The following is an 18,100-nucleotide window of genomic DNA, read 5'->3' on the forward strand; positions in this document are numbered from 1 at the left end:
TGCTAATAAAAATTAGCAAGTAATAATTATTAATAATAATGTTATTAAAATTTTATATATTATATAAATTATTAAGTTTTTGAGATATTTGAAATGTTAGATCAAATATTTAGTGTGGTAAAGTCTAAATGAGCTTAGATCTTTTACCATTTTAAGGAATTTAAAATTTGCATATTTGCGAATTTTTTATTGTATTTTTCATCATTTATAAATAATTCACATAAATATATTATAGATATCATTGTAGCTTACTTGCATGGAATGCGTGAATTAAAAGTTTAATTCATAAACTGTTTATAGTTTATCAGAGAAAATTAATCGCAACTGTAGGAATTAATGAATGTTATCTGCTATAAAGTTTTTTATAGCAATTAGTAGCAATTTGGTAAACATTCCTGATAGTAAATATAAATCAGTTGCATTCAAGGTACATAAAAATTTTATGTTTTCAGCATTTTCATTATTAGCAATTTTATCTAAAAACTAATTTTGTAAATAATTTAATTTTGAAAAATCAATAGATGAGATTAAAGATAATATTTATAATTAAAAAATTTATTTGTTATTTTTTAAATCAAGCAAAGTATAAAATGAATAAAAAATTAAAAATAAACTTTAAGAGTAGTAAATTTTTGTCTTCAAAAATAAAGAAGACCAAAAAAGTACTTGATTTATCCTAAGATTTTCAATGAGTTAGAGAAGATTTCAGGAACTAAAGTGGTGAAGTCTATAATTACTAGTTTAGACACAAATTAATTTCCCCTTTTTTATAATTTATGCCAGTTTGCTTATTGAGTAATTATAGTTATTCCAATTTCAATAAATTTCTACCACTTCTTTCACAATTGCTTCAATTTTAGCAATTTGTTATGCAATAAGTTAATCACATAACTTCATATATAACCCTTACTATAATTTTATGCTAAATGAAGCCTGTGAACAATTTTATTTTAATTATTTAAATGAAATATATTAGAGTCTCTGATTAACATTAATTTCGCCAATAAAATTATTAATTATTGAAGTGAAACAAAGAAAACCAGTTTGCGAGATTGTCATATTATAGAAAAACCCCTGATGGCAGTATACAGTCTATACCATGCTCTTTTCTTTGTTAAATGACATAATCCTTTAGTGAGTTATTATTAATGTTAAAATTTGACCATAAATTGATTTTTAAGATAACTTTTTAATAATTGATTTTATATGTTTAAAAAATGTTAAAAATAGGTATAAATTTTCAAAATTTTGATCTGCCATTTAGTTAGCAATTAAAAAGCAAAACAAGTTGAAATGAGACTTATCATTATTAAAGTTATTTTTTATGCTTTCAAGCAACTTAAAATAATTTTTGGTCATGCAAATATTAATGATATTTGCTACTGTTAAATATTCCCTTTATTAATTGAATTGGTTGAATAGTTAAGCGGAGTTTTATGAATTAAGAAGGTTATAGATTTTTAAAGGCAAACTATTTGTTTTAAAAATTTATGGTTGTTAAAATCCAAGCAGCGATTTTTTCATTAGGTATAAAATATGCGAATAGGTTTGAGCAAAATTTAGTAATTTTATTATTCTAGCGATGCTTTAATTTTAAAGATGTAATTTATCTATTAACAATTTAAAATTACTTGAAAGGATTAAGTTATTTTAAATACTCTTCAACTGATATAAGTATATTGCAGATTATCACAGCATTTTATTTTTACTTAAACTATACGTTGATTCAAATTGAAATTTGGAAATATTATTAAACTATTTTTGGTGTTTGATTTTTTTGTTAAGTTTATGTAGTTAATTGTCATTTCTAAATAACTTATTTGCTAATTTTACAACTCATATATAAGGTGAACATGAAAAATCAATTAACGAGCTGAATACTAGCAATTTTATGTAGATATTTCATTGTATGTTAATACATATTGACATTTTTTATTTAGATAATTTATTTTCTAAAAAATGAGCTGTTAATATCATGCTTACGGGCATGAAATATTTTAGTACATTGATAGAAATATTTATTTGATTTTAATCGTATCATTAATATATTATTCATAATTTAATAAATTACTTTCCCGCAAAATATTTTTTATTGCCTTAACTAATTAATGATAAAAAGTTTACCGTGAGAGCAATTAACCAATATTTTAAGTAATTACTATATATTAAAGAGTATTGCTGAACAAATGTACAAGATTACTTGCTAATTTGTTTTAATAAGTCATTGTGATCTTATTAGAATTTAATAAAAATCTATAGTAACTTTTTTTGATAATTTTATTAATTTTGTATCAAATTGAGAAATTAATAATTTTCGAATAGGTAAATTAAAATTATTAATTTCAACAAATTTAATTTTTTCATAGTAATAAATTAACAAAAATGAATTAAAGTAATTTAATATTCAATCAATTTTTTAATATTTTTAATATTATTTTTATCTCAAAATAATAGTAGAGATGTTTGATTTACATTAAAAAATTAATATTTATTCCCTTGGCTAGTATTTTCAGTATATCTTGTGTTGTACAAATGGAAATGTTATGACACAACTACTAACCAAGGTAACTAAATTGTATTAATGATATTGATACTAATTTGTATATATCTTTCATGACATCTTAATTATTGTCATGAAATAATATAAAAGATAGTTAAATTTTATTTTTGTTTCTTGTTTTCTATTTATATTGTATTTATTTTTTGTTTTTGAATGTTAAAGCACAGATTTAATAATTATTTTTTTTCGCTATTAGCAATATTATTAAATTTAGCTTCATCAACTTGTGTTGCGGTTTGCGCAGTGTCTGAGTCAAGTTTAAACTCAACAAAAACTGGAAATTCTTTGTCTTCAACACTGATTGTGTAATGAACAACAATGACATTTTTATCTTTATCAATTGCTTGCTTTTCAAATTTTTTCTTTACTTCTGGAATTCCTTCTATCATTACTTCTTTTTCGTCAAAAGATTCTCCAATAGTTTTTGTTTTGTATATAAATCTTAATTTAGACTTAATTTTTTCAATGGCAGCCTTTTCTTCCATTTTTTGCTTTTCAGCTATGGCATTGAATCTAGCTTCATCAACTAATTTACCTTTTTGTGCTTCAGAAGCATCAGATTTGAACTCAACATAAACAACAAAGACTTTTGAATTTATGGTGATGCTATATTTAGCAACTACTGTTTTTTCAGTATCGCTAACTGCAATTTTATTATTATCAATTTTTTTAGAAGCACCGTCAATGCCTGATATTACTACATTGGCATCATTGAATTTGCTATTATTTAATTTAGTGTTGTAAGTGAAAATTAATTTTTCTTGAATTTCATTTTCTATTTCTAAATATTCTAATTCTTTAAATTTTTCTTCAGTAGTAAATTCAGAAACTACTTTATTCTGAGCATCAGTGCTAAATTTAACATAAACATCAAAGATTTTTGCTTTTTCCTTTTTAATTTCAATCTTTGCAATAAAAAATTTCATGTTGCCAGCTAAAAAATTTGATTTAAAATCTTTTACACTAAATTCATAATTATCAACATTTGATAATGTAACTGAGGCACTATCAAACTTTTCATTTCCACTTATTGTTTTAGAATAAGCGAATTTAGCATTTTTTTCAAATTCCTTTTTTTCTAATGCTTTTTTATCATCTTGGTCTTTTTTATCTTCCTGACCTTGTTGATCTTTCTTGTCTTGTTGTTTTTCTTTGTCTTTTTGACCTTGCTGATCTTTTTTATCATCTTGGTCTTTCTTGTCTTTTTGACCTTGGTGATCTTCTTGAATAGCCTCGTATGCTTCTTTAGTAATCTTTTCTCCGGAAGCATCCTTGCTATTAGCTGCAAATTTTATGTATGCAGAGAACATATTTTCATCTTTTGTAAAAGTCAATTTAGCAAAAATAATATTGTCTTTGAACTTAATTTCAGATTGTTCTTTATTAAGAGTGAATCCTTCTGCGTTGTTAGCCTTAATTTTGTCTAATGAAAATGTCATTTTGTTAGTAAAAGTGCCTTCATATGCAAAAGTAGCAGCATTAAATTTTTTCTGGTCGGCTTCCATTCCTGGATTTTTTTGGTCTTTTTGTTTTTTACCACCGCATGACGCGGCAACCAATGGTAAAGCTATCATACTAGTTATTGACCCTAGAAATTTTCAAACTCGCAATTTTTTAAATTTTTCAATTTTTCAGTTAATTATCTTTTTATCAGATTATTTTTTTTAAAAAAGCTCTTTTTTTGAATTTTCAATGTGTTAAAAAAAAGTATTACGCTGTGCTTCGGCACTGAATTTTAGACTACTTTTTCTGAAAAAAATAGAGTATAAATTAATATAGATAAGTTCGAAAATGACTAAAAATAAGACATTTAAAATTATGGAACATAAAAATCCTTAACTGATCATGGTAGTTAATAAAAACTAAGAGAAATTACCATTTTTTATGAAAAAGGAATTTTGATTGTTACTGAATTAGAAGATTATTTTTATAATTAATAAATTAATTTATTAAAATATATAATATTATGAATTTTTTGTGATAAAAAAATTGTGATTTACTCTCGTTTTACAGTGTAAGTACTTTTAGTCTAAAAATTAGCAATATATTTTGTAGATATTTTGGACAAAAAATGGCAAAAAATGATTAAAAAATGTATCCAAAAAGTAAGTAATATTTTATAGAATTGATCGCAACTTTATTGTCAAAATTTATTTCAAGGATTATAAAAATAATGTCAATTACTATCAATAAAAACACGAAAAAAGTTGCTATAAATTATTTTCACTGTTTTTTCTTATAAAATAGATATTTTACCCTGAAAAAATACAGCTAAATTGTGTATATTTATAATTTTGAATTATATAATTCAAAAAATAATTGTATTGATCTTTTATCTGACACAAAATAATTAAAAATGACATTTTATTTTGACTTATATTTTAATTTTTTAGTCAATTAAGACGTATAAATTACAAAAAATTATCAAAAAATGAATTTTATGCTATTATATGTGTGCATTATTTTTTAGAAGCATGTCACTACATATAACAATTAAAAATGTGAATGCTTTTAAATTAAATTTTGTGCACAAAATAAAAAATAAATATAAAAAGGAGATTTTAAATATAAAATGAAAAAATCTACAAAATTAATGATTTCACTAGGGTCAATCGCGAGTGTGATCAGCTTGCCATTGATCGCTGCATCATGTGGTGGAACCAAAAAAGAGGACCCAAAACCTAATAATCCAGAGCTAAAAGAGGTTCAAGACAGTTTAAATAATGTTACTGTTAGCGTTACCGATAAAAATAAATTACCTAATGCAGTTCAGGTAGCAGATGTTACAATCGGGGGAAAGGTCGACGGTTTTACCTATGTAGTAGAAGGTCTTACACCAAATAACACTACTGGTGAACTTACTATAAGAGTTAAATCAAGTAAGGGACAAGTAAGCGCAACAAGAGACCTAAAAATTAGTGGTTTTACAAGAGAAAATAGTCAAAATGGTGATAATCAAGGAGATAATGGACAAAAACCATCTCCAACTCCTGAAACTGAACAAGAAAAATTGGCAAAAAAAATTACTTTTGGTTACAATGGCACAATAAATGAGACAGTAACTGATTTTGACAATACTAAAATTACTTTAGGCAAAAATGATGGATTTAATATCGACAGAAGTAAAACTGTTCTTAGAAAAAATACAGGATTATCAAATTCAATTTTTCCAACTAGACAAACATTTGCTATTGCGAAATTAACACTAACAAAGGAAAATAAAATATTTGATTTTTATGTAAAATTTCAAACTAAACAAAATAATCCTGTCGGCATCCAAGTTTTAAAAACGGAATTTGATGATGGTGAAGATATTAAAATATCTGTGCCTGCAAATGAAAATGAATTTAAGAGTCAAGCAGAATTTGTATATAATGGAAATTTAAGAAATAAATTTGACGAAACAAAATTAAGACTTGTTGAAAATTTTGGATTTGCATACAAAATATTGGAAAAAGAAACAGGAACTTTCTCAACAGGAGATAAATACTTAGTACTAAAAATTAGAATTTCAAAAACTGAAATTAATGAATTTGATGTATATGTAAGGTTTACTAAGGAAAAAGGTGACTTTGTAGATAAATTAGTATTTGATAATTTAAAAAGAGCTACAGTTAAAGCTGAAATTGAAAATAAAATTAAATACGAAGGTACATTAGTAGTTAAGGATTTTAGCTTAGATAAAGTAAAAGGTGAACAACTTCCAGCAGGAACTACAATCGAAGCTAAAGAAGTACAAAAAAATGATTCTAAAGCGATCGTTAAAGTTTTAGCAACAAAAAATTCTGAAACATTTACCTATTATGTGAAATTTGAATTAGAATCAGCTAAAACTAAAATAACATTCACAACACAAAATGAATTTGATACATTGGCAAAGCAACAAAAGGAAGCTACAGTTAAAGCTGAAATTGAAAATAAAATTAAATACGAAGGTACATTAGTAATTAAGGATTTTAGCTTAGATAAAGTAAAAGGTGAACAACTTCCAGCAGGAACTACAATCGAAGCTAAAGAAGTACAAAAAAATGATTCTAAAGCGATCGTTAAAGTTTTAGCAACAAAAAATTCTGAAACATTTACCTATTATGTGAAATTTGAATTAGAATCAGCTAAAACTAAAATAACATTCACAACACAAAATGAATTTGATACATTGGCAAAGCAACAAAAGGAAGCTACAGTTAAAGCTGAAATTGAAAATAAAATTAAATACGAAGGTACATTAGTAATTAAGGATTTTAGCTTAGATAAAGTAAAAGGTGAACAACTTCCAGCAGGAACTACAATCGAAGCTAAAGAAGTACAAAAAAATGATTCTAAAGCGATCGTTAAAGTTTTAGCAACAAAAAATTCTGAAACATTTACCTATTATGTGAAATTTGAATTAGAATCAGCTAAAACTAAAATAACATTCACAACACAAAATGAATTTGATACATTGGCAAAGCAACAAAAGGAAGCTACAGTTAAAGCTGAAATTGAAAATAAAATTAAATACGAAGGTACATTAGTAATTAAGGATTTTAGCTTAGATAAAGTAAAAGGTGAACAACTTCCAGCAGGAACTACAATCGAAGCTAAAGAAGTACAAAAAAATGATTCTAAAGCGATCGTTAAAGTTTTAGCAACAAAAAATTCTGAAACATTTACCTATTATGTGAAATTTGAATTAGAATCAGCTAAAACTAAAATAACATTCACAACACAAAATGAATTTGATACATTGGCAAAGCAACAAAAGGAAGCTACAGTTAAAGCTGAAATTGAAAATAAAATTAAATACGAAGGTACATTAGTAATTAAGGATTTTAGCTTAGATAAAGTAAAAGGTGAACAACTTCCAGCAGGAACTACAATCGAAGCTAAAGAAGTACAAAAAAATGATTCTAAAGCGATCGTTAAAGTTTTAGCAACAAAAAATTCTGAAACATTTACCTATTATGTGAAATTTGAATTAGAATCAGCTAAAACTAAAATAACATTCACAACACAAAATGAATTTGACACATTAAATGTGAAAATGTAAATGTAAATTTCAAAGATTTATTGAAAAATATAAATAAATTAAATTAATCTATTAATTACGTGATTTTTATAACAAAAAGTTCAAGTTAAAATAAAACTCGAACTTTTTGTTATATGGAAAATTGATTTAATAATCACGCAAAATTCTACTAGACAATTATTTTTTAAAAGCTTACATTTAGATATTTTTTGTTAAAAAATAGCCTAAAATACTATTTCAAGAGTCAATCACGAGTGTAATCAGCTTGTCTTTGATTGCTGCATCATGTGGTGGAACCAAAAAGAGGGCTCAAAACCTAATAATCCTAGTCAAAAAGATGTTCAAGATAGTTTAAATAACGTTACTGTTACTGTTGTTGATAAAAACAAATTAGCTAGTGCAGTTAAAATAGCTGATGTTACAATTAATGGAAAAGCAAATGGATTTACTTATGTGATAGAAAGCATTATTCCAAATGATACAGCTGGTGAACTTGCTATTAAAGTTAAATCAAGCAAGGGTGACATAAGTGCTACAAAAGATCTAAAAATCGAAGGATTCACAAAAAAATTACCCCGGCACCTGAGGATGAAGAACAAAAATTAAGAAGAGAAGTTTCATTTACATACAATGAAACAATTGCTGAGAGTTCAATCCCCACAAAATTTTAAGGATAATATTAGATTATCTGAAAATAGTACTTTTGTAATTGACTCTGGAGGTACAATAATTGTTAAAATAAAAACAGAAGCATCTAGCGTGCCTCCAATAGTCAAAAAATATGCTTTAATAAAATTAACTTTAAAGAAGGAAAGTAAATCACTTGATTTCTATGTAAAATTTGCTTTGAATACTGCAAAATGTAATGAGAATTGAAACTGACAAAGAAGAGTTCGATTTAATTAAAAATTGAGAACAACAACAAATGCCATAAATTGAAATTGAACAACAAATAAAAGAAAAAAATGAAAACAAAATAATTTATGAAGGAATTTTAAATGTTGTTTATTTTGAAAAAGTAGGTTTAAAATATTTGATGAATAAAATAAATTATGTTCATGTAGTTTGAATATTATTGATTTAGAAAGGGATTCAAAAAATATTAAGATAATTGTTAAATTTAACATAAAAAAAGATAACAAAAAATTGCATACTTTTTATATAGAATTTAAAAACAAAGATAATTATTCAAAAGGTGTTTTCAAAAATGAATCGGATTTTAAAAAATTAGTAGAAGAAAAAAATCATAAAATTGCAAAAAAATTTAATGCTTATGCTAAGCTTACATATTCTCAAAAATTAGATAATAACACCATCACTGAAAAATCATTTTCATCTGCTAATGTAATGTTAAAGGGGGCTGGAATTGAAGAAATTTTTAAACACTAATTTAAAGTTCTAAAATATGGCAAAACTAATAAAAAAATCATAGCTAAGTTTGAAATAAAAGATAAATTTAATTAAAAATTATTTGATGTCTATGTTGAATTTCCATACAAAAATAAAGATTCTGGTGGTGTTCTAGTACCAGAAGATAAATTTAATGAAATTGGAAACAAAAAGCATAAATATTTTTGTTAAATAATTATTTATTAATATAAAGTTCGGGGTAATAAAAAATGCACAATGCTTGTACCCAAATTTTTTTATTATTAAGTTTATGTAAATTTGAATATTATTTTAATTATGTTATTTAAGATACTATAACCCCTAACTGGTTGAACAAAAAAAATTATCTAAATAAATTAAATTTTGATTCTAAAAAATAATGACAAATATTAAACACAAGAAGATAAAGCAATTTTAAAGATAAATTAAAATCCTAAAGCAAGATACTTGCAAAAGGATTTTTTGCTTATGAAACAATGAAATATTAAATAATATCTATACTTTTAATTTCTAAATTTAAAAAGCTTTTAATTAAATTAATTATTTTTAATTTATTTTGTTCTGGTTTTTGAATTTCTATTTTAATTTCTTTTGCGAAATTTAAAAATTTATTAAATTGATTTTGTTCAATTTTAGATATCCAAGAATCAATGTCAGAATTTTTATTAAAACCATAAGATAGCAATTTTTGTTTTGTTTGTTCTAATTTTAATTCTTTTAATAAGATTGAAGATTTTTTTACAAAATCATTTATTTCCTTTGCTATTTTCTGAGTATTTAAATCATTTGAGTTTGTTTGTTGTAATAAAAATATTTTTATTTTTTCAATTAAGTTTTGATTTCTAAGAATAACATATCCCGCAACAGGTAATTTGCTAAATTCCAAAATTCATTTTAATTCTAATATTGATTCTAAGGGGTTTGTAAATGATAATTTTTCATTATTATTAAGTAACACGATAACTCTTTTATAAATATCTTCTCGAATTTTTAGTTGTTTTTGAGTATTTTTTATAAATTCCCTTTTCTTATTTTCATCATTCAAAAGGTCTTTAATTTTTGACTTAACTAAATCGCTATAATTAGAATAGCTACCAAATCCAAAATTCATTTGTTTATACAATATTTTTAAGGCTTCTATAGATTTGCTAATCATATCATCTGAAATTTTATTGTCATTAATTTCATTAGCAAAATCTATTATTTTTTTAGAATCATTTAATAAGGAGATTAACTCTTTATCTATTTCTTTACTAAACTTACTAGAAATTTCTAAAATTATTTTTTGGGTATTTTCCAGTGTGTTTGAATTATTTAATTTAACAATGTCTTCATTAGTTATAATTTCAGTATTTTTAATGTTGAAAAATTTATTTATTAAATTTTGTTTTTCATCAGAATATTTTTCATTATTTATATTTTGCATATTTAATAAGGAAGCTAATTTATTTTCATAATCAGAACTTGATATATTCTTTTTTAATTCAGATACATTTTTCAAATAATTTTCAAACTGAGATTTTTTTGAATCCTCTATTTTTTTTAATTCTACTTTAAACATTTTTTCAGAATTTGGATTTTTTAATTCTAATTTTGAGAATAATTTATTTAATTTTTCAATCTCGCTCTTGGCAATTATTTTGGCATTTGAATTTCCATCATCCGGTGTTGGATTCGGAATTGGTTCTGGCATTAATTGTTGTTCTTGATTTTTGATTAAATCAAACTCTTCTTTGTCAGTTTTAATTCCCATTACATTTGCAGTATTCAAAGCAAATTTTACATAGAAATCAAGTGATTTACTTTCCTTTTTTAAAGTTAATTTTATTAAAGCATATTTTTTGACTGTTGGAGGCACGCTAGATGCTTCTGTTTTTATTTTAACAATTATTGTACCTCCAGGGTCAATTACAAAAGTACTATTTCCAGATAATCTAATATTATCCTTAAAATTTTGTGGGGTTGAACTTTCAGTAATTGTTCCATTGTATGTAAATGAAACTTCTCTTCTTAATTTTTGTTCTTCATCCTCAGGTGCAGGGGTAATTTTTTTTGTGAATCCTTCGATTTTTAGATCTTTTGTAGCACTTATGTCACCCTTGCTTGATTTAACTTTAACAGCAAGCTCACCAGCTGTATCATTTGGAATAATGCTTTCTATCACATAAGTAAAGCCATTTGCTTTTCCATTAACTGTAACATCAGCTACTTTAACTGCACTAGCTAATTTGTTTTTATCAACAACAGTAACAGTAACGTTATTTAAACTATCCTGAACATCTTTTTGACTAGGATTATTAGGTTTTGGGTCCTCTTTTTTGGTTCCACCACATGATGCAGCGATCAATGGCAAGCTGATCACACTCGCGATTGACCCTGGAGAAAGTGATTTTATTAGTATTTTTACTGAATTATTTATTAAAATTATTTGCTATTTTTTGGCTATCAAAATCATAAAAACAGTTCAAAAATTCAGTATTTAAATTACATAAATACTTATATTCAAACAAAATCAAAAAATATAAATAACAATTTATGAAAGAGAGAAATATGAGTTATTTTAGTTATTGCATAAATAATATGATCAAAAACAATAATTAAAATGAATGGACATAAATTACAAAAAAACTCTACCATTACTATGGTTATTGTTAATAAAGTTAGAATACTTGTACAAAACTAAACAAAATTACATGTGAAGAAAATCAAAAGTTGACAAATACATTATCGACGATACAGAAAACCCAAAATTAATAATTTCAAATACAAATATGTTATTTAAATTCACGAAATTTTGTGTTTAATTATATAATATATATAATTATATATTTTAAATTTCCATTTTATTTTATTGTTGTTTCTAAATCTGTCTTAAGAAAATAATAGTGTGAAAAATATTCATTAAGGAAAATTAATAAAATGAAAAATAAATTAAAATTATTTAGTATTATCCCAGTTATTTCTATCATAAGTTTACCAGTTACTCTTATTTCAAGTAAAATTAATAATAAAAATGAGTCCAAAAATTTATTTGACATTTCCATAATAAACAATTTGGAATTTAATTACGAAAATTCAAAAGTGCCGGCTACATATGATGGAACAATATGCACTAAAATTGGATATTTTAAAAACGAAAATGGTCAGTATCAAATTGAAAAATTTGATAAAAATGTGACTGCAGTTCCCAATGATTTACCAATTCAAATAACATCACTTAAAGACGCATTCAAGGATTGTGAAAATTTTAATCAGGATCTTTCTAGTTGAAATGTTGAAAGAGTCGCGGATATGTCGTCAATGTTTGAAAATGCGAAAAAATTTAATCAAAATTTATTGAATTGAAATGTTGAGAATGTCAAAGAATACAAAAACTTTTATAAAGGATCTGCACTTAGTAACAATTTACAAAACATTCCACAAAAATTTCTGAGAAGTCTTAAATATTTAATTCCAAATCTTGAATTTGAAAAAACTGAAAAAATTACCAACCTTGTTGCGCAAAGAAATGAAATTATTAAAATAATTAGCGTCAATAATAATGAACCTAAAATTAATTGAGGAACATTAGCTTTTAATATTCTTTCACTAAGAGATGAATATATAGAAATAATGGTTTCCGATTATTCTGCTGCATATTATGATGATATAGTTAAAATTAAACTTAACTTCAAAAAAAATTTAGCAAAAGAGATTGTAATTGATAATTTAGCAAAAGTTAATAGCATAACTGAAGATGAAGTTAAAAGAGTTATCAGTGAAGCTAATGTTGGTAAAAATATTCAATGAGATCAACTAAAAATTGCTATTGACAACGACCAAATAGTAATTTCTGTTTTAGATAGTAGTGAAGATTATTTAAAAAATGGCACTATTACTTTTAGGGTTGTAAAAAAATTAGACCTTGCTAGTGTTATTAAAATTGATCATCTGACAGTAGTTGCTGAAAATTCAATTGAGGAAATTACTAAATTAATAAAAGCGAAATATCCACAAATTGATCTTGATCAACTAGATTTTACAATGTTAAGCGCAGAAAATATCTTTGTAATTAAAGCAAAAGAAAATAGTGCTGATTATCTAGCTGAAGTTCGAATTAAACTTAATTTCAAAAAAAATTTAGCAGAGGAAATTGCAATTGATAATTTAGCAAAAGTTAATAGCATTACTGAAGACGAAGTTAAAAGAGTTATCAGTGAAGCTAATGTTGGTAAAAATATTCAATGAGATCAACTAAAAATTGCTATTGACAACGACCAAATAGTAATTTCTGTTTTAGACAGTAGTGCTGATTATTTAAAAAATGATACTATTACTTTTAAGGTTGTAAAAAAATTAGATCTTGCTAGTGTCATTAAAATTGATCATCTGACAGTGGTTGATGAAAATTCAATTGAGGAAATTACTAAATTAATTGGAGAGAAATATCCACAAATTGATCTTGATCAACTAGATTTTACAATGTTAAGCGCAGAAAATATCTTTGTAATTAAAGCAAAAGAAAATAGTGCTGATTATCTAGGTGAAGTTCAAATTAAACTTAATTTCAAAAAAAATTTAGCAGAGGAAATTGTAATTGATAATTTAGCAAAAGTTAATACCATCAGCGAAGAAGAAATCAAACGGGTTGTAAATGAAGCAAATTCCGGTAAAGAAATTAAATGAGACCAACTAAAAATTACCATCACTGGCAATAATATCACTATTAAAGTAGTTGATGGCAGTGCTGATTATTCAAATACTACTCATCTTAGCTTTAATGTTGCTGTTAAAATTGATTTAACAAAAGAAATCAAAGTTAATAGCCTAGGTAAAGTTAATGCTATCAGCGAAGAAGAAATCAAACGTGTTTTAAATGAAGCAAATGCTGGTAAAGAAATTAAATGAGATCAACTAAAAATTACCATCACTGGCAATAATATCACTATTAAAGTAGTTGATGGCAGTGCTGATTATTCAAATATTAGCGATTTGAGCTTTGAAATTTCAGCTAAGCAAAATCTTAACACAATCATTAAAATTAATGAGACACTAAAAGTTGAAGAGTTAACCATTAGTCAAGTTCAAAAACTAATAAAAGCGAAATATCCACAAATTGATCTTGATCAACTAGATTTTACAATGTTAAGCGCAGAAAATATCTTTGTAATTAAAGCAAAAGAAAATAGTGCTGATTATCTAGGTGAAGTTAAAATTACATTATCTAAAAAACAAAATATTCAAGATTTAATTGCCGATAAAAAAATTAATTTTGAATTGGGTGAATTTGTAGATAAAGATATTTGTGATGATTGCTTAACTCCAATAATTAAAAATATTTTAAAATCTATTAATTTAGAGAATTTGAATTTCAAAATTAAAGTTGATAAATCAAATCAGAGAATTTTAGTTAATTTTGATTCAAATAGCAATTGTTTTGGTGAGTTAATGTTTCATTATCAATTAACCAAAGTTCATGATAAAACAAAAAATATTGTTATTATCCTAATCACTATTTTTCTAGTGATTGCTATTGCTATTGCTGCTTTAATTGCTATTATTGTAAAAAGAAAGAGAAAATTAAGAAATAAACAAACCATTGATAAATAAAATTAAATTTTATTCAATTTAAATATTTTTGAAAAAATCAGAATTTATAATGTGCATTTTTAAAAGGAATTGTATCTTAAAAAATAGTAGCTTAATTTTATAAATCATTGCTTATTATTTTGATTTATTTTTTTGTTATAAAATTAGATTATGCAAGAAATATATTTAAAACAAAAACAGTTAAGTGAAAGCTCTTATATCGATATTGAAAGTCGCATTGAAATGCTTAAAAAACTAAAGGCTATTATTAAAGCAAATGAAGAAGCGATTTTCTGAGCCTTAAAGAAAGATTTAAATAAGCATAAAAATGAAACTTATTTAAGTGAGCTAGCAATTACTTATCAAGAGCTTAATTTAGCGATTAAAAAAACCAAAAGTTGAGCAAAGGCCAAACGTGTTAAGAGTCCTTTTTATTTAATTGGCTCAAAATCACAAACTATTTTTCGACCACGCGGACATGTTTTGATTATTAGCCCCTGAAACTATCCCGTTTATTTAACACTAAGTCCCTTAATTTCGGCAATTAGTGCTGGTAACCGCATTATGATTAAAAGCTCAGAGCATAGCCAAAATACAAGTGATTTATTAATTAAACTAATTAACAATAACTTTGATTCATCGTTAATTTACTGCTCTGATACATCGCTTGATAGTGCTAAATGACTGCTTGAACAAAAATTTGACATGATTTTCTTTACCGGGAGCACAAGTGTCGGCAAAATTGTTTATGAAAAAGCAGCTAAACATTTAACACCGGTAGTGCTAGAACTTGGTGGTAAATGTCCGGTTATTGTTGATGAACTTAAAGATCTGAGAGTAATGGTAGATAATATCTTTAATGCTAAAATTCTAAATTTAGGACAGACATGTATTGCCCCTGATTTTCTATTAGTTAAAGAGAGTCAAGTTAATGATATCATGACACTCTTTAACCAAAAGATGTCTGAGTTTAAAAGTCATTTAGAGATTGCTAAAATTATTAATGATGCCAACGTAAATAGACTTAATGATATTAGCAATTATAGCTTTAATGAACATAAACTAACCTTTATGAAAGCGGATTTTAGCCAAAAAATTATGAATGAGGAAATTTTTGGTCCAATTCTACCAATTGTTATCTACAAGAGTGAAGAGGACCTAAAAAATATATTAATAAAAATGGAAAGCCCGCTAGCAATTTATGTTTTCTCTGATAATAAAATTTTCATAAATAATATTTTTAAGTATGCGAAAAGTGGTTCTTTTGTTGTCAACGATAGTATTGGTTTTATTGCCAATTACAATCTACCATTTGGTGGTATTGGGAGTTCTGGAATCGGCCGCAGCCATGGATATGCCGGCTTCAAATCGTTTAGTTATGAACAAAGTTATTTTAAAAGAAACTTTTTACATAACCTAAAATTACAATCGCATCCGTATACTGAAAAGAAACTAAATCTAATAAAAAAATTTATTAAGTAATTAATAATCTAACGCAACAAACTAATCCATATTCGATGGATTTTTTGTTTTTATATTCACTATAATTTCGAAAATTTTTGATCTCTCAACATTAAATTAGAGCTTTGTATATTGATTATAAACTATTATATTTTTCTTAATGTTATTGGTAAATAAAGTCAGTAAACAAATGTTAGAACCGTTAATTTATACTTATTTGATTGTAAAATACACTAGGAATTATCATTTATTTATTAAATAAATAAATTAAGAATTTGTATATGCTCTGGTCATTATTGCGACCGTTTAGCTTATGTTAAAATTTAGAAAAATAACAAGTAAAAAAGGAAGTTACTATGAAAAAAATTAAATGAATAATTGCTTTATCACTACCTATTGTTGCAACACCATTAGTTGCTGCAGCATGTGGCAGTAAAGATATGATGAAGGATAAAACCCCACCTCCAAAAGAAACACCAAAAGATCCGATGATAACACCACCAAATGATGGCATGCCACCAAAAAATGACATGCCAGGACAGATGATACCAAAAGATCCAACTCCAACGCCACCAAAGAATGATATCCCACAAACACCACCATCAAAAGATATTCCGCCTAAGAAAGATACACCTCAAAATCCACCAAAGATGGACAATCCAAAAGATCCGATGATAACACCACCAAATAATGGTAGTCCGCAAAATCCACCAAAGATGGATATGCCCAATAATCCAAACATGATGATGCCTGAAACTCAAAAACCAACTCCACCAGTAATGCCAAAAGTTGAAACGCAAGAAGAAAGAATAATTAAGTTTAGATGATTAGCTTTATACTATTTAGCTTATAAGGGATTACTAAACACAAATGAATTTAATTATGATAAAAATGAGTATATAAGAGATATGTTTGTATACTTAGGAGATAAGGATAAGAAAAATATGAGTGTTTTAAACACGGCAGTAGATCTTTTGGCAACTTTTAGAAGCAATAATTCAGATCTTATAAACTACATAAAGGATCAACTAAAACTTCAAGAAAGTTCTATGAATAATGCATATAAGAATTTTTGAAGTTTTTTGGATAATATATACAATGATTTTGTTAAACATTTTAACAAAGACGAGAATTTCAACATACGAGTTTTTCTTAAATATTGAGAAGAATTAAAAACTATTGGAACAAAGGATTATCCATTTACATATGCGGGATATTGATTCCAAATTTTGTTTCATCTAAATAATTATTCACATTCTAATATGGAAGTTAGCAATGCGGCTAAGAGTGTTTTTGACCAAATAGTTGCGTCTTTTACAAAACCAGATTCAGCTATTGTTATTGCTAACATTGAAAAAGAAGTTTCAACAATTAAAAACTATTTAGAAAATTTAGATAATACATCAAAGAAATAATATAAAAAAGAAATTTAGGTCACATTTCTCATGCTGATTAATCATTGGCAGCATTTTACTAATCTAAAGTCATTTTATGGATATAATACGATACCAAAATCTTATATATACCTAGATAATTTAAATAATATTGATAAAACCAACTGATTGCAATAAAAAACAATTATGTTATTTTAAATATTATGGAATTGTCATTAGAAATGGCTAACTTTATGCATTTTCAACTTAGCTAAGAATATGACACTTTAAAATTGCTGCAATCTAAATCAAATAATAGTGCTGGCTTAATAAATAGTTAAATTAATTTATTAAAATAGGTTAAAACAGCAAAAAACAACAACATCCAACAGTTAATTTTTTGCTAATCAAAAGAACTAATCAACCAAAATAAAATGTTTTGAGATTTATTGGATATTTTTCAAGAATTTAGTGATAATGATAAAAATATTAATATTCATGTCTTTATAAAATGTTTAAAAAATTGAAGAATTTCAATAAATTTGAACTTTATATATTTTTATTACTTTATTTTGATTAGATAATTTTGACACTACTGCTAAAAAAAATGGTGAAAATAGTGCATTATTCAAAGTTTTTGTTGAATCAGATCAAATGACTTTATCAAACAAAACTATTTTAACAATGAAAATGCCATTGCCGAAATGAAAAAACAAATTAATTAAATTTGTGAAAATAAAT

At 25.1% G+C, this 18,100-nt stretch carries 10 protein-coding genes; 8 read left to right on the forward strand and 2 right to left on the reverse strand.

Annotated elements, in window-relative coordinates:
• Window positions 1-340 precede the first annotated feature (340 nt).
• Window positions 341-487 (forward strand): hypothetical protein, encoded by a 147-nt coding sequence (locus HGG64_RS02350; protein WP_169580354.1) that lies wholly within the window; start codon window positions 341-343, stop codon window positions 485-487.
• Between the two features lie 2,249 nt (window positions 488-2,736).
• Here HGG64_RS02350 and HGG64_RS02355 read toward each other — a convergent pair.
• Window positions 2,737-4,170: a variable surface lipoprotein gene (locus tag HGG64_RS02355; protein ID WP_420813312.1), complete on the reverse strand. Its 1,434-nt coding sequence runs from the start codon at window positions 4,168-4,170 to the stop codon at window positions 2,737-2,739.
• 962 nt (window positions 4,171-5,132) lie between these two features.
• Here HGG64_RS02355 and HGG64_RS02360 point away from each other — a divergent pair.
• From HGG64_RS02360 to HGG64_RS02375, 4 genes are all read left to right on the forward strand, one after another.
• Window positions 5,133-7,589 carry a variable surface lipoprotein gene (locus HGG64_RS02360; RefSeq protein ID WP_169580356.1) on the forward strand — a complete coding sequence of 819 codons (2,457 nt, stop codon included), beginning with the start codon at window positions 5,133-5,135 and terminating at the stop codon, window positions 7,587-7,589.
• Between the two features lie 264 nt (window positions 7,590-7,853).
• Window positions 7,854-8,174 carry a lipoprotein 17-related variable surface protein gene (locus HGG64_RS02365; RefSeq protein ID WP_169580357.1) on the forward strand — a complete coding sequence of 107 codons (321 nt, stop codon included), beginning with the start codon at window positions 7,854-7,856 and terminating at the stop codon, window positions 8,172-8,174.
• 24 nt (window positions 8,175-8,198) lie between these two features.
• The gene (locus HGG64_RS02370; RefSeq protein WP_169580358.1) at window positions 8,199-8,474 is read left to right on the forward strand and encodes a hypothetical protein; all 276 of its coding nucleotides are present in this window, start codon (window positions 8,199-8,201) and stop codon (window positions 8,472-8,474) included.
• 159 nt (window positions 8,475-8,633) lie between these two features.
• Window positions 8,634-8,957 carry a hypothetical protein gene (locus HGG64_RS02375; protein WP_169580359.1) on the forward strand — a complete coding sequence of 108 codons (324 nt, stop codon included), beginning with the start codon at window positions 8,634-8,636 and terminating at the stop codon, window positions 8,955-8,957.
• 484 nt (window positions 8,958-9,441) lie between these two features.
• On the opposite strand, the gene HGG64_RS02380 is transcribed toward HGG64_RS02375, so the two are convergent.
• On the reverse strand, window positions 9,442-11,385 hold the full coding sequence (locus HGG64_RS02380; protein WP_338095120.1) for a lipoprotein 17-related variable surface protein: 1,944 nt from the start codon (window positions 11,383-11,385) through the stop codon (window positions 9,442-9,444).
• Between the two features lie 491 nt (window positions 11,386-11,876).
• Between HGG64_RS02380 and HGG64_RS02385 the strand changes: the two genes are divergently transcribed.
• The 3 genes from HGG64_RS02385 to HGG64_RS02395 all read left to right on the forward strand — a co-directional run bounded on the left by HGG64_RS02385 (window position 11,877) and on the right by HGG64_RS02395 (window position 17,401).
• Window positions 11,877-14,546, forward strand: a complete 2,670-nt coding sequence (locus HGG64_RS02385) for a BspA family leucine-rich repeat surface protein (RefSeq protein WP_169580361.1) — start codon at window positions 11,877-11,879, stop codon at window positions 14,544-14,546.
• A gap of 150 nt (window positions 14,547-14,696) precedes the next feature.
• Window positions 14,697-16,007 (forward strand): aldehyde dehydrogenase family protein, encoded by a 1,311-nt coding sequence (locus tag HGG64_RS02390; RefSeq protein ID WP_169580362.1) that lies wholly within the window; start codon window positions 14,697-14,699, stop codon window positions 16,005-16,007.
• 335 nt (window positions 16,008-16,342) lie between these two features.
• Window positions 16,343-17,401, forward strand: a complete 1,059-nt coding sequence (locus HGG64_RS02395; protein ID WP_169580363.1) for a hypothetical protein — start codon at window positions 16,343-16,345, stop codon at window positions 17,399-17,401.
• The last annotated feature ends 699 nt before the right edge of the window (window positions 17,402-18,100 follow it).

Origin of the sequence: Mycoplasma phocoeninasale (assembly GCF_012934885.1) — a bacterium.
In the GTDB taxonomy this organism is placed as follows: Bacteria; Bacillota_I; Bacilli_A; order Mycoplasmatales; family Metamycoplasmataceae; genus Metamycoplasma; species Metamycoplasma phocoeninasale.